General features: G+C 64.7%; 15 protein-coding genes and 1 other RNA gene. 8 read left to right on the top strand and 8 right to left on the bottom strand.

Features of this window, described 5'->3' with window-relative positions:
• Positions 1-98 precede the first annotated feature (98 nt).
• The 6 genes from NMB96_RS12830 (at position 99) to trxC (ending at position 6,967) form a co-directional block, all read left to right on the top strand.
• The gene (locus tag NMB96_RS12830; protein ID WP_023903157.1) at positions 99-3,263 is read left to right on the top strand and encodes a response regulator; all 3,165 of its coding nucleotides are present in this window, start codon (positions 99-101) and stop codon (positions 3,261-3,263) included.
• The gene (locus tag NMB96_RS12825) at positions 3,236-4,084 is read left to right on the top strand and encodes a CheR family methyltransferase (protein WP_174705847.1); all 849 of its coding nucleotides are present in this window, start codon (positions 3,236-3,238) and stop codon (positions 4,082-4,084) included. The genes NMB96_RS12830 and NMB96_RS12825 overlap by 28 nt, the downstream gene beginning before the upstream one ends.
• The gene (locus NMB96_RS12820) at positions 4,081-4,665 is read left to right on the top strand and encodes a chemotaxis protein CheB (RefSeq protein ID WP_183086844.1); all 585 of its coding nucleotides are present in this window, start codon (positions 4,081-4,083) and stop codon (positions 4,663-4,665) included. The genes NMB96_RS12825 and NMB96_RS12820 overlap by 4 nt, the downstream gene beginning before the upstream one ends.
• Positions 4,662-5,792, top strand: coding sequence for a hybrid sensor histidine kinase/response regulator (locus NMB96_RS12815; RefSeq protein ID WP_023903155.1), 1,131 nt, complete (start codon positions 4,662-4,664; stop codon positions 5,790-5,792). The genes NMB96_RS12820 and NMB96_RS12815 overlap by 4 nt, the downstream gene beginning before the upstream one ends.
• A gap of 170 nt (positions 5,793-5,962) precedes the next feature.
• The gene (locus NMB96_RS12810) at positions 5,963-6,328 is read left to right on the top strand and encodes a DUF1428 domain-containing protein (protein ID WP_255084979.1); all 366 of its coding nucleotides are present in this window, start codon (positions 5,963-5,965) and stop codon (positions 6,326-6,328) included.
• A 192-nt stretch (positions 6,329-6,520) separates the two neighbouring features.
• On the top strand, positions 6,521-6,967 hold the full coding sequence (trxC, locus tag NMB96_RS12805; RefSeq protein ID WP_255084977.1) for a thioredoxin TrxC: 447 nt from the start codon (positions 6,521-6,523) through the stop codon (positions 6,965-6,967).
• Between the two features lie 109 nt (positions 6,968-7,076).
• Here the strand turns inward: trxC and NMB96_RS12800 are convergent, their stop codons facing one another.
• The gene (locus NMB96_RS12800) at positions 7,077-9,446 is read right to left on the bottom strand and encodes a TonB-dependent receptor (protein ID WP_255084976.1); all 2,370 of its coding nucleotides are present in this window, start codon (positions 9,444-9,446) and stop codon (positions 7,077-7,079) included.
• 81 nt (positions 9,447-9,527) lie between these two features.
• Here NMB96_RS12800 and NMB96_RS12795 point away from each other — a divergent pair.
• Positions 9,528-9,603, top strand: a non-coding RNA gene (locus NMB96_RS12795) — sX9 sRNA.
• A 333-nt stretch (positions 9,604-9,936) separates the two neighbouring features.
• Here the strand turns inward: NMB96_RS12795 and NMB96_RS12790 are convergent.
• From NMB96_RS12790 to NMB96_RS12765, 6 genes are read right to left on the bottom strand one after another with little or no spacing between them, the layout of a single operon-like run.
• Positions 9,937-11,895 (bottom strand): response regulator, encoded by a 1,959-nt coding sequence (locus NMB96_RS12790; RefSeq protein ID WP_023903150.1) that lies wholly within the window; start codon positions 11,893-11,895, stop codon positions 9,937-9,939.
• The gene (locus NMB96_RS12785; protein ID WP_043889030.1) at positions 11,885-12,760 is read right to left on the bottom strand and encodes a sensor histidine kinase; all 876 of its coding nucleotides are present in this window, start codon (positions 12,758-12,760) and stop codon (positions 11,885-11,887) included. The genes NMB96_RS12790 and NMB96_RS12785 overlap by 11 nt, the downstream gene beginning before the upstream one ends.
• Positions 12,757-13,767: an ATP-binding protein gene (locus NMB96_RS12780; RefSeq protein WP_183086845.1), complete on the bottom strand. Its 1,011-nt coding sequence runs from the start codon at positions 13,765-13,767 to the stop codon at positions 12,757-12,759. Before NMB96_RS12780 ends, NMB96_RS12785 begins: the two co-directional genes overlap by 4 nt.
• On the bottom strand, positions 13,758-14,153 hold the full coding sequence (locus NMB96_RS12775) for an anti-sigma regulatory factor (RefSeq protein ID WP_006450589.1): 396 nt from the start codon (positions 14,151-14,153) through the stop codon (positions 13,758-13,760). The genes NMB96_RS12780 and NMB96_RS12775 overlap by 10 nt, the downstream gene beginning before the upstream one ends.
• The gene (locus NMB96_RS12770; protein ID WP_023903148.1) at positions 14,150-14,512 is read right to left on the bottom strand and encodes an STAS domain-containing protein; all 363 of its coding nucleotides are present in this window, start codon (positions 14,510-14,512) and stop codon (positions 14,150-14,152) included. Before NMB96_RS12770 ends, NMB96_RS12775 begins: the two co-directional genes overlap by 4 nt.
• A 1-nt stretch (position 14,513) precedes the next feature.
• Positions 14,514-15,356, bottom strand: coding sequence for an STAS domain-containing protein (locus NMB96_RS12765; RefSeq protein ID WP_023903147.1), 843 nt, complete (start codon positions 15,354-15,356; stop codon positions 14,514-14,516).
• 440 nt (positions 15,357-15,796) lie between these two features.
• Here NMB96_RS12765 and NMB96_RS12760 point away from each other — a divergent pair, with 440 nt between their 5' ends.
• A complete protein-coding gene (locus NMB96_RS12760) occupies positions 15,797-16,897 on the top strand; it encodes an NADH:flavin oxidoreductase/NADH oxidase (RefSeq protein WP_255084975.1) in 1,101 nt (366 codons plus the stop codon).
• A gap of 199 nt (positions 16,898-17,096) precedes the next feature.
• Here the strand turns inward: NMB96_RS12760 and NMB96_RS12755 are convergent, their stop codons facing one another.
• The gene (locus tag NMB96_RS12755) at positions 17,097-19,421 is read right to left on the bottom strand and encodes a hypothetical protein (protein WP_255084974.1); all 2,325 of its coding nucleotides are present in this window, start codon (positions 19,419-19,421) and stop codon (positions 17,097-17,099) included.
• Positions 19,422-19,424: the final 3 nt, after the last annotated feature.

The raw sequence follows: 19,424 nt of genomic DNA, 5'->3' as shown, positions 1-19,424 counted from the left end.
TGCAAGCCAACCCGGCCGGAAAGCGTCAAATTTCCGGCGATTTCGCGTGAAAGTTATCGGCTAACATGACCGCCCTCCCACTTAGGTCCGCGCGCCTCATGCAGAACATCTCGACCACACGCGACCGCTGGGTGTGGGTCATCGCGGGGGCCTTGATGGCTGCGACGCTCGCTGTGGAATTGGTCACACCGCTTGGCTATGCGGTGTGGCTGACCTACTTCGTCGCGGTTGGGGTGACGGTGTTTCAAAACCGCACGCAGGTTCCATTGATTGTGGGCGCGCTGTCATGCGTGTTGTTGGCAGTGGGTTTCAATCTGGCGCCGTCCAGCACCAATTCCAGTTTTTCCTCGATCAACCGCAGCATCGGTGGCGTGTCGTTCCTGGCGATGGCGCTGGTGGTGACGCAGGCGATCCGCGCGCGGCGTCAGGCCGAATTCGCGCTGTGGCTGCAGCAGGCAGAGAACACGGTCGAAGCGAGTTTGCGCGGCGACCAAAGCCCGGAAGCATTGGCCGATGCTGCCGTTAGCGCACTGTGCGACACGCTGGATGCGCAGGTAGGCGCGCTGTATCGCATCGAAGGCGAGCGCCTGCGTTTGACCGGTGGCACCGCGCTTCCGGCCGACATGCCCAAGACGCTGCCGACCAACACCGGGCAACTGGGCGACGCCTTGCAGCGTGGCGCGGTGCGTCGCGTGCGCGGCGTGGACGCAGGACATCTGCAGATCGCCTCCAGCCTGGGCAAGAGCAGTTGCCAGGAACTGCTGCTGGCACCTGTCACTGCCGATGGTCGTGTGATCGGCATCGTCGAACTTGGCCGCGTGACCGACCCGCGCACTGCCGGTTCGCGCGAGCAGGAACTGCTGGCACGCTGTGGCGAGAACATCGGCCTGGCCTTGCGCACCGCGTTGCTGCGCGCGCAGCTGGTGACCCTGCTGGAAGAAACCCAGCGCCAGAGCGAAGAACTGCAGACCCAGCAGGAAGAGCTGCGCGTGACCAACGAAGAGTTGGAAGAGCAAAGCCGCAGCCTGCAGCAATCGCAAAGCGATCTGGAACAGCAGCAGGCCGAGCTGGAACAGACCAACGTGCAGCTGGAAGAACGCACCCAGGCACTGGAGGCGCAGAAGCAGGCCTTGCTGGTTGCGCAGAACCAGCTGGTGCGCAACAGCAACGAGCTCTCCACCGCCTCGCGTTACAAGTCCGAATTTCTGGCCAATATGTCGCACGAGTTGCGCACCCCGCTCAACAGCGCGCTGATCCTGGCCAAGCTGCTGGCCGACAACAAGGACGGCACGCTCAGCCCCGAGCAGGTGAAATATGCGCAGGCGATTCTCTCTTCCAACAACGATCTGCTGGCGCTGATCAACGACATTCTGGATTTGTCCAAGATCGAAGCCGGGCATGTGGAACTGGCCGACGACACCATCGCCACCAGCTCGGTGCTGCAGCGCCTGCGCGAAACCTTCGAGCCACTGGCGCGGCAAAAAGGCCTTGCGTTGCAGATCACGGCCGACGCCGATGCACCGACGCAACTGGTCATGGATAGTCAGCGTCTGCAGCAGATTCTCAAGAACCTGCTGGCCAATGCGATCAAGTTCACCGAGCACGGCAGCGTCAGTCTGTCGCTCCAGGCGCAGGCGCCGGGCCGCGTGCTGTTCAAGGTCCAGGACACCGGCATCGGCATTGCACGCGAACAGACCGAGATCATCTTCGAAGCGTTTCGTCAGGCCGATGGCAGTACGCGCCGTCGCTATGGCGGCACCGGTCTGGGGCTGTCGATCTCGCGCGATCTGGCGCAGCGCATGGGCGGCAGCATCCGTGTGGACAGCGAGCCGGGACGCGGCAGTTGCTTCACGCTGGAATTGCCGACCGATGGCGCGCCGGCCAAGGGTGTGAATGTTGCGGAAAGGCATGCGCCGCCGGCGTCGCTTAACACCGCGCAAGCAGCGCAGCACACCAGCGGCATGGCGATGGCATCTCGTCTTGGTGAGCAGGCTGTGGTTGCGTCCAGCGCCTTGCCGCTGCCGATTCCTGCAGCGAGTGCAGCGCCGCTCCAGCGCGCCGACGACGATCGCGATCAACGCAGCCGTCCCGGCCGGCTGATCCTGGCGGTGGAAGACGACACGCGTTTTGCCCAAGCCCTGGTCGACCTGGCGCATGAGCTGGATTTCGATTGCGTGGTGGCACCCAGCGCTGAAGAAGCGCTGCAGCTGGCAGCGGACCTGCGCCCCAGCGGCATTCTGCTCGACATCGGCCTGCCGGATGCCTCCGGGCTCAGCGTGCTGGAGCGGCTCAAGCGCGATCCGGCAACGCGGCACATCCCGGTGCATGTGGTCTCGGCCATGGAGCGCAGCCAGATCGCGCTGGAACTCGGTGCGGTGGGCTATCTGATCAAGCCGGCCACGCGCGAGCTGCTGGCCGGCGCAATCCGCCAGCTGGAAGACACCAATGCACGCGCCGTGCGCCGCTTGTTGATTGTCGAAGACGACAGCGCGCTGCGTGCGAACCTGGAGCTGCTGCTGGCGCGCGATCAACTGGAAATCGTCGCGGTGGGCAGCATTGCCGAAGCCATGCAGCAACTGGCCGGCTCCACCTTCGATTGCATGGTCACCGATCTGGCGCTGCCAGACGGCAGCGGCTACGACCTGCTCGAACGCATGGCCGGCAACGATGCGGTCGCCTTCCCGCCGGTGATCGTCTACACCGGGCGCGCACTCACACGCGACGAAGAGCAACGCCTGCGCCGTTATTCCAAGAGCATCATCATCAAGGGCGTGCGCTCGCCGGAGCGCCTGCTCGACGAAGTGACGCTGTTCCTGCATAGCGTGGAAGCCTCGTTGCCCAGCGACCAGCAACGCCTGCTGCGCGAAGCGCGCCGCCGCGATGCGGTGCTGGATGGCGCCACCGTGCTGTTGGCCGAAGACGATGTGCGCAATATCTTTGCGCTCTCCAGCGTGCTCGAACCGCTGGGCGTGACGTTGCAGATCGCCCGCAATGGCCGCGAGGCGCTGGAACATCTGGCCAGGCACGAAGTGGATCTGGTGCTGATGGACATCATGATGCCGGAGATGGATGGCCTCACTGCGATGCGCCAGATCCGTGCCAATCGTCAGTGGCAGGATCTGCCGATCATCGCGCTGACCGCCAAGGCCATGGCCGACGATCGCGAACGCTGTCTTGAGGCCGGTGCCAACGACTACATCGCCAAGCCCATCGACGTGGACAAGCTGGTGTCGCTGTGCCGGGTGTGGTGCTCGCGGCAATGACTGCAGTGGAGCTGTTCGATCTTGAGCTGCGGGTGCTGCTGGAAGCGGTCTACCAGCGCTATCACTACGACTTCCGCGATTACGCGGTGTCCTCGTTGCGTCGACGCATGCGCCACGCCATGGGCCGCTTCGATTGCGCACGCGTGGCCGATCTGCAGCATCGCCTGCTGCACGAGCCGGAAACGTTTGCGCAGGCGATGCAGTTCTTCACCGTGCAGGTGTCGGAGATGTTCCGCGACCCGGCGTATTTCCGCTGTTTGCGCGAGCACGCGGTGCCGGTATTGCGCACCTATCCCTCGATCAAACTCTGGGTGGCCGGCTGCAGCACCGGTGAAGAAGTCTGGTCGCTGGCGATCCTGCTGCACGAAGAAGGCCTGCTGGAAAAAGCGGTGATCTACGCCACCGACATCAATCCCGAAGCGCTGGGCATGGCCGAAGCCGGCGCCTTCGGCATCGACCGCATTGCGCAGTTCAGCCGCAATTATCTGGAGGCCGGCGGCCGCGGGTCCTTGTCCGATTACTACACCACCGCCTACGACGGCGCGGTGTTCGATCGCCGCCTCAAGCGCCACATCGTGTTTGCCGATCACAGCCTGGCCACCGATACGGTGTTCTCCGAAGTGCATCTGGTGTCGTGCCGCAACGTGCTGATCTACTTCAACCGCACCCTGCAGGATCGCGCGGTGGGTCTGTTCCATGACGCGCTGGTGCACCGTGGTTTTCTGGGGCTGGGCAGCAAGGAATCGCTGCAGTTCGGCGCGCATGCGCAGGCCTTCGAAACCGTGGCCCGCGAGCAACGTCTGTTTCGGAAGGCGGCATGAGCGGCGCGCATGAGTGGCAGCACTTCGAGGCGATCGTGGTCGGTGCATCGGCCGGAGGTGTAATGGCGTTGCAGGCGTTGTTGTCCAGCCTGCCTGCAGAGTTGCCGATGCCGGTGTTGGTGGTGCTGCATCTGCCACGCGACCGTACCAGCCATCTTGCCGAATTGATGGATGCACGCTGCGCCTTGCCGGTGCGCGAGGCAGAGGACAAGCAACCGCTGCTCGCCGGCACTGTGACCATCGCCCCGCCCGACTATCATCTGCTGGTAGAAAACCGCGACAGCCTGGCGTTGTCGATGGATGCGCCGGTGCTGTTCTCGCGCCCGGCGATCGACCCCTTGTTCGAATCGGCCGCCGATGTCTTCGGGCCACGCCTGCTGGCGATCCTGCTCACCGGCGCCAGCAGCGATGGCAGCGCTGGCGTGGCGGCGGTGCGCGCGGTCGGCGGCACCGCCTGGATCCAGCTGCCCGACGATGCGGCGTCTCCCTTGATGCCCGCCTCCGCCATCGCCCACGCCGGTGCCGATGCGGTGCTCACCTTGCAGGCGATCTGCAGCCGACTGGAGACTTTCCACCGATGAATCTCACCGCGACCGGTCTGGCTGCAGACAGCACCACTACCGAACCGGCCAAGCTGCTGATCGTGGACGACGTGCCGCAGAATCTGGTGGCGATGGAAGCGCTGCTGCAGCGCGACGGCATCCAGGTACTGTGCGCAGCCTCCGGTGCGCAGGCGCTGGAACTGTTGCTCGAACACGATGTGGCGTTGGCATTGCTGGATGTGCACATGCCGGAAATGGACGGCTTTTCGCTGGCCGAACTGATGCGCGGCTCGCAGCGCACCCGGCATGTGCCGATCATTTTTTTGACGGCATCGCCGAACGACCCGATGCGCGCGTTTCAGGGCTACGAGACCGGCGCGGTGGATTTTTTGCACAAGCCCATCGAGCCGCACGTGATCCTGAGCAAGGTCAACGTGTTCATCGAGTTGTATCAGCAGCGGCGCCTGCTCAAGGCGCGCAACGCCTCGCTGGAACGCGCGCTCACCCTCAATGAAACCATGATGGCGGTGCTGACCCACGACCTGCGCACGCCGCTGTCGGTGATTTTGCTGTGTGCCGACAAGCTGAGCCTGGATGTGGCCGCCGACGGCTCGGCTGCACGCACGCTGGAACATCTGGAAAACAGCGCGCATCGCATGGCACGCATGGTCGAGCAGCTGCTGGATTTCTCGCGCCTGCGTACCGACGGGCTGTCGATGCAGTTTGGCCCCTGCAATCTTGGCGAGGTGGCCCATAGCGTGGTGAACGAGGTGGCGCAGGCCAATCCGCACACGCCGATCGACCTGCGTAGCGAAGGCGATCTGCACGGCGACGGCGACGGCGATCGGCTGGCACAGGTGGTCTCCAATCTGGTCGGCAACGCAGTGCTGCATGGCGCGCGCCAGCCGGTGCGCGTGCACCTGGACGGACGCCAGCGCGACACGCTGCGTTTGTCGGTGCGCAACGCCGGCCATATCCCCGACAGTCTGATGCCGCGTCTGTTCGAGCCATTCAAGGCCAGCTTCCACGCAAGCCAGGGCTTGGGCCTGGGTTTGTTTATCGCAGATCAGTTCGTCAGGGCGCATGGCGGCTCGCTGCAGGCACGCAACGAAGACGGCGATGTGGTGTTCGAAGCGACGTTGCGACGGCACAATCTGGCAGCGTAAGCACAACGAGCAGGACACTGCGCCGTTGCGCAGGCTCAACAAGACGCGGTCACGCCACCTGGCGAACCCATCAAACGCGCATCACCCAGTGCGATTGAATTGTCGATTCTAATGACGATTCGTCGTTCTTATCAGGCGCACGCCGTGCGCCGTATCTGCGGAGGTGGTGTATGTCGTATGTGGATGGTTTTGCGCTTGCCGTACCCACTGCCAACAAGGCTGCATTTCTGGAGCATGCCCGCATGGGCGATTCAGTGATCATCGAATACGGTGCGCTGCGCGTGGTGGAGTGCTGGGGCGAGGAAGTCCCGCACGGAGAACAGACCGACTTCCATCGCGCGGTCGAGGCCGGCGACGATGAAACCGTGGTGTTTTCCTGGATCGAATGGCCCGACAAGGCCACCCGCGATGCCGGCATGCAGAAGATGATGGCCGACCCGCGCATGGACCCGGCGGTCAATCCGATGCCGTTCGACGGCAAGCGCCTGATCTGCGGCGGCTTCGTTCCGGTGCTGAGGTTGGGACAGACAGGCTGAGCGCTACAGCATGCGACAGCGCGGATACGCATGTCGCACGCTGCAGCAGACACCGCAGCGAGGTTGTTTTCGGCTGCCTCCAGCACAACATCTTCAACCACCGCCATGCCACTGGTGTGCGGCCGCGTTCGCCGCCATTGGTGGGTGGGCGCAACACATTGATGATGTTGCCTGTTCACTGGAGACCCCCGCATGACCAACGCACCACTGCTGGTGGCCTGCCCGAGCTGCGCCGCGATGAATCGCATAGCGGCCGCGCGTCTGCGCGATGCGCCCAACTGCGGCAGCTGCCATCAGCCGCTCTTTCTCGGGGCACCGGTAGCGCTGTCCACTGTCGATTTCGACAAGCATGCAGTGCGCAGCGAGCTGCCGTTGGTGGTGGATTTCTGGGCACCGTGGTGCGGGCCGTGCCTGAGCATGGCGCCGCAGTTCGCCGCAGCCGCTGCATTGCTGGAACCGCAGGTCCGTCTGGCAAAGGTGGATACCGACCTGCATCCGGCGCTGGGCACGCGTTTTGGCATTCGCAGCATTCCCACCTTGCTGGTCATCCGCGGCGGCAGCGAGCTGGGCCGTCATTCCGGTGCGGTGAGCAGCACGCAGATCGTCAGTTGGGTGCAGTCGGTGTTGCGCAGCCGTTGACACAAAAAGCCCGCTGCGTACTGCACGCAGCGGGCTCGGTTGTCGCACCAAGCATCACAGCGACGCGCATGTCGCTGTGATGCGGTGATGCAGTCAGTCGATCAGCGACTCATTGCCAGTTGACGTTGACCGACACGCCCACGATGCGCGGCTCGTTGTAGACCGCCGCCATGTAGTTTTCGATCACACCCTTGACGTTTTTCTCGTTGGTGATGTTGCGCGCAAACGCCGCCACTTCCCACGCACCGTAGCCGCCGGTGTAACCGAGCTTGAGGCCGCCTTCGAAATTGCCGTCGGCGCGGAACTCGGTGGAGTCGTACAGCACGAAGCTGGTTTCGCCCTGCTTGTTCCAGTCGGTGGAGACGAAGAACGCGCCGTCGTTACCCACGGGGATGTCGTAACGCGCGGCCAGGTTGAGGTTGTACTTGGGCGCGTTGGGCAGCGGGTTGCCGTCGATCTGCGCAAAGGTGTTGGCGCCGACGCGGATGGTCGGGTCGTTGACCGTGCACACCACCACGCCGTTGAGCGCGCAGGCCTGCGCAAACACGCGCTTGTCCTGGATTTCGCTGTGCAGCAGGCTGAGGCCAGCAGTCAGCGACAGGTTGGAGATCGGGCGCCAGTCCAGGTCCGCTTCCAGACCGTAGGCCTTGGCCTTGTCGGCATTGAACAGCACGCCATTGCCGTCCGAATCGTTGCCGTTGAGCTGGATATCATCGACGGTATAGGTGAAGCCGCTGACATTCAGGCGCAGCCGGTTGTCGAACAGGCTGCTCTTGATGCCGGCTTCCCACGACAGGATGGTTTCCGAATCGGCGGTGGTGAAATCCGAGTTGAACACCGCGCTGCGGCCCTGGATGGTGGGGCCGCGGAAGCCGCGCGCCACGCGTGCATACACGCTCAGCTCGGGATTGATTTCGTACATCGCGCTGAGGTCCCAGCTGGGCTGGGTGTCGGACATGCGCACGTCGCGACGGCCACGATATGTCACCGCACCGGCGGCGGTGTCGGCGGTCTTGAGCAGACGGGTTTCCTTGGTGTCCTTGGTCTGGCGGATGCCGGCGGTCAGGGTGAGCGCGTCGGTGGCCTTGTAACTGAGCTGACCGAAGCCGGCCCATGACGTGTTGGTGTTGCGCAGCCGCACCCAGTTATTGGGATTGCGCGCAGCGGTCTGCAGAAAAAACGCACGCTGATAGAAATCGGTGGTGTCGCGGCCATCGAAGTAGAACGCGCCCACCTGCCATTGCAGTGCGTCGTCGCCTTCGCTGGCCAGACGCAGTTCCTGGGTGTACTGATCCAGATCGCGGATCTGTCCCATCGACTGGCCGAAGCCGTTCGGCACGCCGTTGACCGGGTAGTTCGCCGCCGCGCCGCCATCGGTGTCGCCACGGCTGTAGCCGGAGGTGGTTTCGTAGGCTGTGATGGAGGTCAGCGAGACCCCGCCAAAATCGTAGATCGCCTTGATCGAGCCGCCGTCGGTCTGATACGCCTGCGGGTTGTCGTGTGCCTCGTCGTAGGCAACGCGATCGCGCGGCACGTCGACCTTGTCGCTGCCACGCGTCACGGCATTGCGCAGGAACAACGTGGAGGTGCCGTCGTAGTCGCGCGTATGCACCGAACCCAGCAGCGAGAACGCGTCGTTGGGCTTGAGCAGCAACTGCAGGCGCGCATTGCGGTCGTTGTAGCCGCCCATCGCATCCTTACGCGGCGTGCGCGTGCCATCGGCGCTGGTGCCGGCAAAGGTGTTGTCCACCCAATCGTCGCGGTGCTGATACAAGGCCGAGACGCGGAACGACAGCACGTCGTTGATCGGCCCACCGAAGCCGCCATCCAGCGACACGGTGTTGTAACTGCCGTAGCTGGCATCGAGGCGGCCGGTATAGGTATCGCCGGGCTTGACCGTGTCGAACTTGACGATGCCGGCAGTGGTGTTGCGGCCGAACAGGGTGCCCTGCGGGCCGCGCAGCACTTCGACCTGGTCCACGTCGTAGACCGGGTTGGATTTGAGCACCACGTGCTCCAGCACCACATCGTCCTGGATGATGGACACCGGCTGCGAAGCGCCGAGATAGAAATCGATATTGCCCAGACCACGGATATAGAAGCGCGGGAAGATGCGCCCGGTGGTGGTCTCGGCATAGAAGCCCGGCACGCGGCCGGACAGTGCCAGCAAGGTGTCGTCGCCGCCTGCGGTGAACTCGCGCATCGCCGCGCCCTGCACCACGCCCACCGACACCGGCACCTCCTGCAGGTTCTGCTCGCGGTGCTCGGCGGTGACGGTGACCGTATCCAGCGCGGTCGCGCTGCCCTCGCCCTGGGTCGTCGGCGTTTGCTGCGCAGATGCGGCGGCGGCCATCGAAGCGAGCAACAGGCCGGCACAGGCGCGCGCCAGCGGCGTGCGCTGCAAGGCGGCGCGACGGCGTGCAGAAGCATGCGTGGCGGCGGACGTCAGGGACGCGGAGATAGACAAGTACAACGACATACGAGGTGATCCTTGGAGTAAGAGCGGCTAACAAACTACTGCGCGGCCGCCAGGCGGGCGCAGCCGGTGCTCGGAATCCTCATGTACCCACTCGTACACTCCGGTTCCTGCGCGCCGTCTGCACCCACCTGACGACCGCTCGCTACGTTTGTTAGCCGCTCTAAGTAGAGTGAGGTGACGTCCGTCGGCACAGGCATGCCGGACGAAGGCGCAAGGTGGCGCCGCGCGCACGATATGTCAGCAATGTTGCAGCTCTATGGCAAGCGTGCCGCAGCGCACATGCCGCTAGGTCTACACCCATGCCATTGCACGCGTGTGGCATGGCGAAACGGCATGCCCGCACTGGCCGTGTGCTGACAGCAGGCGGTTTTTTGTGCGCCACCTTTGGCCCGTATGCCCACGCGCGCTAAGCGCGGGAAAATAAACAAGTCGCGCTAGGCGCGAGGAAATAAACACTCCGCGCTGAGCGCGGGCAAGCACACCACTGGCGTTATGCGCGGGCGGCAAGCACACTGCTGTCAAGCATCTGCCCAACCATGTTGAGCAGATCGTTGAGGCTGAAAGGCTTGGGCAGCAAGGCCATGCCTTCGGCCAGAAATTCCTGCCGCGTGGCTGCGTTTTCGGCGTAGCCGGTGATGAACAGGATCGGCAAGCCGGGCCGCAGCGCGCGCGCAACATCGGCCATGTCGCGCCCGTTCATGCCGGGCAGGCCCACATCCGACACCACCAGATCGATCTCCACCCCGGCACGCAATTGCTCCAGCGCGCCATTGGCATTTTCGGCTTCGGTCACGTGGTAGCCGGCATCGCTGAGCACCTCGCTCACCATCATGCGCACCACATCGGTGTCGTCCACCAGCAGGATGCGCTCGTGACGGTGACGCGGCGATCTGGGCGGCGGTGCTGGCGCCACCTCGCTTGCCGTAAGCCCGCGCGGCAACAGCAAGGCCACCGTGGTACCACGGCCCACGGTGCTGGTGATGCGCGCGGTGCCGCCGGATTGACGCGCAAACCCATAGGTCATGGACAAGCCCAGGCCGGTGCCCTCGCCGATGGGTTTGGTGGTGAAAAACGGCTCGAACACCTGATTGAGAATGGCCGGCTCGATCCCGCTGCCATTGTCGATCACATTCACCGCCACGTAATCGCCATCGTCCAGTTCCGGATCGTTGCGCGCGGTGTAGGCGGCGCTTTGAATGCGGATGGTGCCCTTGCCCTTCAATGCATCGCGTGCATTGATCACCAGGTTGAGCACCACATTTTCGAGCTGGTTGGCATCGGCCACCGCGACCAGCGGCGTCTGCGCCAGATCCAGTTCCAGCACGATGTTCTCGCCGATCGAACGGTGCAGCATGTCTTCCAGCGAGCGCACGCGTGCATTGATGTCGAACGCCTGCGCATCCAGCGATTGCTTGCGTGCAAACGCGAGCATGCGCTGGGTCAGCGCGGCAGCGCGATGCGCCGAGCCGGTGGCAATTTCCGCCAGCCGCGGCACGCGCTCGATGCGGTTGGATTCCACCGCCAGCTGGATCATGTCCAGCCCGGAAATGATGCTGGTCAGCAAGTTGTTGAAGTCGTGCGCGATGCCGCCGGTGAGATTTCCCAGCGCTTCCATCTTCTGCGCCTGCAGCAGCTGGATTTCGGTGCGCTGGCGCTCGGCGATCTGGTGCGCCAGCTCGGTGGTGGCGGTGTCCAGCTCCTGGCGTTGTTCGCGCTCGCGCAGACGCTGTTCGGTCACGTCCTCGACCAGCAACAAGCCCAGATCCGGCTCGCGATACGGCGACACCCGCCACTCGGTTTCGCACAGCTTGCCATCGCGGATGATCGACAGCGTGCCGCTCCAGCGCGCGCGTTGCGCCAGCGCGGTGGTCAGGGCATGCACGGTTGTCGCCTGGTCCAGCCCCGCCGCCTGGATCGCATCGCCGGGCGTGGCGCTGCCGATCAGGCGCTGGAAGGCCGCATTGGCTTCGTGCGTGTGCAGCCTGGAATCGACCACGGCGATCGGCGCGCTGATGTGCTCGAAGATCTCGCGGAAGCGGGCCTCGCTGATCCGCAATGCATCTTCGGCATTGCGGGCGCGCAACAGCGTGCGCAGCGTGGCGACCAGCACGCTGGGGTCGACCGGATGGATCAGGTACGCATCGGCACCGGCATCCAGCCCGGTGGCCATGTCGCCGGTGGCGATCGATGCGGCCGACACATGCACCACCGGCAGCAGCGCGGTGCGCGGGGCGGCACGCAAGCTGCGCACGATGTCGAAGCCGCTCATATCCGGCAGGTTGACGTCCAGCACCACTGCGGCAAACGCGTGCGTGGCCAGCTTGGCCAGGCCATCGGTGCCGGTGCCGGCCTCTTCGACCACGAATTGATGATGCTCGAGCACGCGCCGCACCGAATAACGCGTCACCGCGTTGTCGTCGACCACCAGAATCCGATGACTACCGGGCAAGTGCGTTCTCCGCCGCCAGCGTCACCGGCAGCACCACGAAAAATTCGGAACCTTCGCCAACCACGCTATTGATCCCCACCCTGCCACCGAGCAGCTCGGCGAAGCGCTTGCAGATCGCCAGCCCCAGGCCGGTGCCGGTCAGGCGTTTTTGCAGCGGCGAATCCACCTGCACGAAATCCTCGAACAAGGCCTCGTGCAGCTCGGCCGGAATGCCGATGCCGGTATCCTGCACACCGAAGCGCACATGGGTGTCGCCTTCCAGCTGCGCGAACACGCGCACGTGGCCGTGCGGGGTGAACTTGAGCGCGTTGGAGATGAAGTTGCGCAGGATCTGCGCCAGCTTCTTGTCGTCGGTATAGAGCATCGGCAGCGCCGGCGGATCTTCGAAGATCAACGTGGTGCTGCCGGCATCGGTGAGCGGGCGGAACATGCCGCGCAACGCCGAGAACAGATCCATCAGGTCGAACCAGCCCGGCGATATGGCGATGCGGCCGGCTTCGATCTTGGCCAGATCCAGCAGGTCGTCGACCATCTCGGTGAGCTCGCGCGCCGAGGCACTGACAAAGCGCACCTGTTTGGATTGCTCGGCGTTGAGCGGCCCGTCCATGCCGTCTTCCAGCAGGCGGGTGATGCTCAGGATCGAACTGAGCGGCGTGCGGAACTCATGGCTCATGTACGACAGAAAGCGGCTCTTGAGCTCGGACACATCACGTAACTGTTCGGCCTGCTGATCGAGCTCGGCATACAGCGCCAGCACGCCCTGGTTGGTTTCTTCCAACTCCTCGCGCAAGGCCTGGTTCTGCTGCCGCAGCGCGTCGAGTTCGGCCAGCGGATCGGCTGCCGATGCGGCGTCGGATGACTTCATTGCAGGGCTCCCAAACGCATGACGAACACGCAGGCATCGTCGCGGCCGCGCGCGTAATCGCGCAACAGCACCGCCGCAACAATACGCGGGTGGCGTGACAATAGCGCCGGGTGATCGCGCAGATTCCAGCGCGTTTGCAGGCCGTCGCTGTGCATGACCAGCAGCTTGCCGGTCGCATTCGGAAAATCGAACGGCTGCGCCTTGCGAAACTGCACCCCGACGATGCCCGGATGCGACGGCATGCCGCGCACCCCATCGCCATCGCACAGCGAAGCGACGATATTGCCGACGCCGGCAAAGCGCACCTGGCCGGTGCGGCTGTCGAACTGCGTCACCGCCGCCGCACCACCGCGGGTGCCGGACATGCCGGCATGCAGGCGTGCGATGAGCTCGCCGGGCTCGCCGCTGGCCGCTACCAGCGCGCGCGTACCGGCATCGGCGGCGTCGGCCGCGCCTTGCCCGTGGCCCAGGCCGTCGATCAAGGTCACGGTGACCCATTGCTCGCGGATCGCCAACTGCCAGGCGTCGCCGCATACCACTTCGTGATGCAGCGGCACGCGCACCGCGCCATACGGCAGGTCCAGCTCGGCGCGTGGTTGCGCAAACAGCCGCACCATCACGATCGCGCCCTTGGCATCGGAGTACGCGTCCAGCACCTGCGCCTTGCGCTTGATCGCGCCCAGCCCGGTGCCCGGTGTGCCGGCAGTGGAATAGCCATCGCGCAGGCCATCTTCCAGTGTAAAACCCGGGCCTTCGTCGATGGCGCAGATTTCCACGCCCATGCCCTCGCGCGCAGCCACGCCCGACAACTGAAAGCAGCCGCCACGCCCATGCTTGAGCATGTTGGTGGCAAGTTCGGTGGCGACCAGCGCAACGCGACCGCAGGCGGCTTCGTCGAACCCCAGCGTCTGCGCGAGTGCCGTCGATTCACGCCGCGCCTGCCCGACCTGGCTAGCTTCGTCGACGCGAAACAGGCGGGTCACGTCACCGGTAACCGTCACTTCCATGTGGTGATGGTGATGCGCGTGCCCTTACCCGGCGTGGTGTCCAACACAAAGTCATCCACCAGCCGCCGGCTGCCGGACAGGCCCAGACCAAGTCCGCCGCCGGAAGTCCAGCCGTCTGTGAGCGCCAGATCCAGATCGGGAATGCCGGGGCCTTCGTCGCGGAAGGTCAGCTGCACGCCCTTGCGGATGCCGTTTTCCACCAGTGCCCAGTCCATATCGCCGCCACCGCCGTAGATCACGGTGTTGCGGGCCAGTTCGCTGGCCGCGGTGACCAGCTTGGTCTGGTCGACCAGACGCAGGCCACACTGCACCACCAGCTTGCGCACCGTCTGCCGGGCCAGCACCACATCCTGTTCGGTGCGTACCGGTTGCGACCCTGTGGTCATGAATCGCGATCGGGTTGCTGCAACAAGCGCATGCCGCGTTCGACATTGAGCGCGGTGCGCACCGACGGCAGGGTCAGGCCCAGTTCGACCAAGGTGATCGCCACCGCCGGCTGCATGCCGACCACCACGGTCTTGGCGTCCATCACTGCGGCCAGCCCGGAGATGGTGCTGATCATGCGGCCGATGAAGGAGTCGACGATGTCCAGTGCGGAGATGTCGATCAGCACGCCGCGCGCGGAGGTGGCGCTGATTTTTTCCGACAGATCTTCCTGTAGTGTCATCGCCAGTTGGTCGTGCATGTCCACCTGGATGGTGACCAGCAGCAGGTCGCCCATCCGCAGGATCGGGATACGCTCCATGTCAGCTCGCCTTGCTCACGGTCACGCCGGTGCGCTTGAGCGCCAGCGCCAATGCGTCGGCCAGGTTGGCCTTGGTGACGATGCCCTGCAGATCCAGCCCCAGATGCACGATGGTCTGCGCAATCTGCGGGCGCACGCCGCTGATGATGGCATCGGCGCCCATCAGGCGAATCGCGGTGACGGTCTTGAGCAGGTGCTGCGCCACCAAGGTGTCCACGGTGGGCACGCCGGTGATGTCGATGATGGCGATCTCCGAGCCGGTATCGACGATGCGTTGCAGCAGCGATTCCATCACCACCTGGGTGCGTTGCGAATCCAGCGTGCCGATCATCGGCAGCGCCAGCACGCCGTCCCACAACTTCACCACCGGGGTAGAGAGTTCGAGCATTTCTTCCTGCTGCCGCACGATGATGTCTTCGCGGGTCTTCTGGAACGCCTTGACGGTGTACAGGCCCAGACGATCCAGCAATTCGGACAGCGCCCACAACTGCAGGCCCAACTCCTCCGGCGCACTGGCGTACTCGCGCTGCACCAGCTCGAACAGCACGCGCTTGAGCGAGAAAATGAAGTTGGCGGTTTCCTGCGAATCGAAGCCGCGCGTGGCACGGTCGCGCGAGAGCGTCTCCAGAAAACGGCGCACCTCGCTCCATTCGGCGCTGTCCAGGCTGCTGCCGCCGTCTTTCAACGAGGCCACCAGCAAGCGCAGGAATTCCGCGCCCTGGGTTTCGATTTCCTGCCGCGAAATACGCACGTCGTTACCGAGGCTGGAACCCAGCCACGCGGTCAACAACGTTGTTTCCTGCCCACGAATCGCATCGATCGAGCGCTGCTGCAATGCCACCATGAGATCACCCGCCGAGTAAAGAGAAGAAAGGCCGGGCATGCGGGCTGGACTGCGCCCGTGGTTGGCGCGGCGCCCCCACGCCGAAGCGCAGCAGAATAAAACAATTCAGATTCGGCAACCAACGACGAACCTGTAGCAGTCATCAGACACTACACCCTGCAGTTTGACATTGCAGCGCACATGGCGAACGTGCGCCCTGCCACGCCTGCGCAGATGCAGGCGGCGGATGCAGGCGGTGATGGTCTGAGTGCCGCCGACCGATGGCGGACGCTGCCGCAAAGCGTGCTGGGGAGTTTGATCGAAGCGAGGTGATACCTGTACGCCGAACAAGCACGCCTGTGGGCAACCGCCAGTGCGTGCAACGCGCTGTGCCACCAGCGGCGTGTCGGGCTGTGGCCGGGCGTGTTCTGATCGCGCCCAGACTTTTCTCAGGCTCTCCGATGTCATCGCTGTTTTCTCCGTATCAACTCAAAGACCTCACGCTGCGCAACCGCATCGCCATTCCGCCGATGTGCCAATACACCGCCGTGGACGGCCTCACCAACGACTGGCATCAGGTCCACTACGCCAGCATGGCGCGCGGCGGTGCGGGCCTGGTGATCGTCGAGGCCACCGGCGTGTCGCCGGAAGGAAGCATCACGCCCGGTTGCCTGGGCCTGTGGAACGACGCCCAGGCCGAAGGGTTGGCGCGTATTGCGGCATCGATCAGCGCCGCTGGCGCAGTACCCGGCATCCAGATCGGTCACGCCGGGCGCAAGGCCAGCGCCAACCTGCCGTGGGAAGGCGACGACCACATCGCCGACGGCGACGCACGTGGCTGGGACACCATCTCGCCTTCGGCCGTCGCCTTCGGTGGCGGTTTGCCCAAACTGCCGCGCGAAATGACGCTGGACGACATCGCCCGCGTGCGCGGCGATTTTGTCGCCGCCGCACAGCGTGCGCGCGATGCCGGCTTCCAGTGGTTGGAGCTGCATTTTGCGCATGGTTATCTGGCGCAGAGCTTCTTCTCGGTGCACGCCAATCAGCGCCAGGATCAGTACGGTGGTACTGCCGAAAATCGTGGACGCTTCCTGCTGGAAACACTGCAAGCCGTGCGTGCGGTCTGGCCGGAACATCTGCCGCTCACCGCGCGCTTTGGCGTGATCGAATTCGATGGCCGCGATGAAGAGACCTTGCAGGAAGCCATCGCACTGACGCGCAACTTCAAGCAAAGCGGCCTGGATCTGCTCAACGTCAGCATGGGCTTCAGCACCACGACCGCGCAGATTCCATGGGGCCCGGCGTTGCTGGCGCCGTTCGCCGAACGCGTCAGCCGCGAGGCACAGCTGCCGGTGGCCTCGTCCTGGAATATCGACGACCCGCTGGAAGCCGACCGCGTGATCGCCGCCGGGCAGATGGAGTTGGTGATGATCGGCCGCGCGCACCTGGCCAACCCGCACTGGCCGTATCACGCCGCGTTGGCGCTGGGCGAAGAACGCCCGTCGTGGGTGCTGCCACCGTCGTACGCGCATTGGCTGGAGCGCTACGGCAAGCGCAGCTGATCGGACACGAGCGACGTGCCCGGATGCGGCACCGCGCGCAAGCCGACCACGCACACGAAGTCAGCAGGTTTCGTGGGAATGCTTCGGTTCGCTGCAGGCGCTTGCACGCGTACCGCAGTAGGACACCAAATGCAGTACCGCGCATCGACTATCCCCGCACACGACCTAAGCGGCTCAGCGATGATATTGATCGTCGCCCTTACAGCCCGTAACGCTCCACTGCTTCCAGATGTGGGCGAGGATCCTGATCGCAGGCCTCGGCCAAACGCAGCCAGCACATCGTGTGCGGCCACTGCGCGGTGGCGGCCAGCAAGGCGCGATGCAATTCCAACGGCGCTGCCGCTTCCGGCAGCGCTACAGTAAACAGCACGCCGGGCAGGCCCGTGCTTGCGTCTTCCGGGTCGAACGTGTCCGGATGTTGCGGATCGATCACGTGATAATCGTCGCGACTGTGCACCCACAGCTTCCAGCCGCGGGCCTCGATCTCTTCGCGCAAGGCCTCGACCGCCGGCTCGCCGGGATGCACGCCATCCACCAACCAGCTGCTGCCGTAACCGCCTGCCTGCAACACATGCACCTGCGCGTAGGTCGGTACGAAACGCTCGCGCTCGGCCTCGTCTTCCGGCGGCGGATACAGCAACTCGGCATCGAACACCACCCAATCGCCGACATGCTGACGCCGATGCGCAGGCGCGTTTTCGAGGATGCGCGCGGTGACCGGGCCGGTGCGGCGCGCGTAATACTCGGCCGCCTCGCCGTCGTCCACACAACGCACGATCACCCAGCCCCAGTTCTCTTCGACCACACCGCTAGTGCTGCTCAGCTCCATGCCGATCGCCAGCGCCGAGGCACGCACCGCCTCCCACTGCTGCGCCGCACTGGCCGCAGTCATGTGATCCCAATGCGCAGAGCGCGGTTCTTCCATCAGCTCGGTCAGTTGCCGGTAGACCTCGGCCGCTTCGGCAAACCGACCGGTGTTGAGATACATGCGCCCCAGCAAACCGCGTGCGCCATGCGAGCCGGGCGACAATTCCAGCAACGCGGTACAGGCCTGTTCCAGCGCCGGCCAATCGGCCAGCCGCTGGGCCAGCTGTGCTTCGCACCACAGCGCCGCCACCGGCACCAGCGGGCGATACAGCTGCGCCAGCCGACGCATGCCGGCGTCGTCGCCACGGCCCAGCAGCAGATTCATCAGCCGGAAGGTCGGGCTGGTCTCGCGGTCGGCATGCCGCTGCACGAATGCCCACAGCAGCGTGATCGCCTCATCGTCGGCCGCACACGCGCTCAATGCTGAGGCAGTGGTGTCCACCAACTCGGCATCGTCGGGACGCTCGGCCACTGCCTGCAGCAACCATTGCGCCTCGCGCTCGGGGTTGCGCACCACGTCTTCGGCTTGCGCCTCCAGCCATTCCAGCAACTGCGCGGCAGGCACCGGCGGCGCCTCGCCCGCCGGTGCGGTCTCGATGCGCATGGCCAAACGGTCCAGCAATTGCGTCGCGCCACGATCCTGCCGCAACTTGGGCACATGCGCACGCGCAAGCGCCAGATGCCGGCGCGCGGTCCACACCGCACCACGCTGCAACGCCAGCTCGATTGCCATCTCGGCCGCGTCGATCAGGATGCGATGCGCACCGACCTGCGCGTAATGATCCAGCATCACCTGCAAGCGGCTGCCCAGATCCCAGGTATTGCGTTCCGGCGTGCGCGACACCAGCACCACCACCGCACGCAACCAGTGCATGCGATAGCGCGGCGCAACCTCGCGCCACGGCAGAAATGCCTCCAGCGCTTCATCATCGCGATGCAACAACGCCAATGCGCGCGCCTTTTGCAAACGCCGCGGCTGGCTGCAGTTGGCCCACTCTGCACCTTCGCGTGCGGCCTCGCGTTCGCGCTGTTCGATCAGCGCCAGCGCTTCTTCTGCACGGCCGAGCGAGAGCAGGATCGAGATGCGCATGTCCGGCACGCCGTCGTAGATCTGCCCGCCATGCGCAAGAATGGTCTGCGACTGCTCTTCCAGATAATGCAGTGCCGCCTCGCCGCGCCCATCGTCCAGCAAGGCGTCGGCTTTTTCGCAGCTCAGACACTGGTAACACGACCAACTCGGGTCGATGCGGCCCAGCGTTTCCTCGCATACTTCGATGCGCTCTTCCACCCAGCCCGGCCCGTCGATATTGGCGTAGCACGCGGCCAGATCCTGGGTTACGCACACCGATTGCGGGCACTCCACCGCATCGGCGCGATGCGCGCGCTCGAACAGCGTCACCGCATCGCTCAGCGCACGCTCGCCTTCGCACAGGTTGCCGACCCGGTTGCGCATTTCCCAGTGCCCGACGAACACCTCCAGCCACGGATTGGCCAGCGTCTTGCCCAGCGCACGCGCCTCGGGCAAGAGCGCTTCGGCGCGCTCGATCTGCAGGTCGCAGATGTGGTCGGTCAGGCGCGTCAGCAGTTGCGCGTTCTGCGGCTGACCGGCTTCGCCCAGATCGTCCTGCAGCTTTTCAACCCAGTTCCAGATTTCCATCCT

Origin of the sequence: Xanthomonas hortorum (assembly GCF_024339125.1) — a bacterium.
Classification (GTDB): domain Bacteria; phylum Pseudomonadota; class Gammaproteobacteria; order Xanthomonadales; family Xanthomonadaceae; genus Xanthomonas; species Xanthomonas hortorum.
The sequence above is the reverse complement of the archived record's forward strand: the minus strand, read 5'-3'. Positions and strand labels throughout refer to the sequence as shown.

Coding starts and splice junctions, on each gene's coding strand:
- NMB96_RS12815 (WP_023903155.1), top strand. CDS start 4,662: ATGAATCTCACCGCGACCGGTCTGGCTGCAGACAGCACCACTACCGAA.
- NMB96_RS12780 (WP_183086845.1), bottom strand. CDS start 13,767: ATGGAAGTGACGGTTACCGGTGACGTGACCCGCCTGTTTCGCGTCGAC.
- trxC (WP_255084977.1), top strand. CDS start 6,521: ATGACCAACGCACCACTGCTGGTGGCCTGCCCGAGCTGCGCCGCGATG.
- NMB96_RS12820 (WP_183086844.1), top strand. CDS start 4,081: ATGAGCGGCGCGCATGAGTGGCAGCACTTCGAGGCGATCGTGGTCGGT.
- NMB96_RS12765 (WP_023903147.1), bottom strand. CDS start 15,356: ATGGTGGCATTGCAGCAGCGCTCGATCGATGCGATTCGTGGGCAGGAA.
- NMB96_RS12810 (WP_255084979.1), top strand. CDS start 5,963: ATGTCGTATGTGGATGGTTTTGCGCTTGCCGTACCCACTGCCAACAAG.
- NMB96_RS12830 (WP_023903157.1), top strand. CDS start 99: ATGCAGAACATCTCGACCACACGCGACCGCTGGGTGTGGGTCATCGCG.
- NMB96_RS12755 (WP_255084974.1), bottom strand. CDS start 19,421: ATGGAAATCTGGAACTGGGTTGAAAAGCTGCAGGACGATCTGGGCGAA.
- NMB96_RS12800 (WP_255084976.1), bottom strand. CDS start 9,446: ATGTCGTTGTACTTGTCTATCTCCGCGTCCCTGACGTCCGCCGCCACG.
- NMB96_RS12770 (WP_023903148.1), bottom strand. CDS start 14,512: ATGGAGCGTATCCCGATCCTGCGGATGGGCGACCTGCTGCTGGTCACC.
- NMB96_RS12775 (WP_006450589.1), bottom strand. CDS start 14,153: ATGACCACAGGGTCGCAACCGGTACGCACCGAACAGGATGTGGTGCTG.
- NMB96_RS12760 (WP_255084975.1), top strand. CDS start 15,797: ATGTCATCGCTGTTTTCTCCGTATCAACTCAAAGACCTCACGCTGCGC.
- NMB96_RS12785 (WP_043889030.1), bottom strand. CDS start 12,760: ATGAAGTCATCCGACGCCGCATCGGCAGCCGATCCGCTGGCCGAACTC.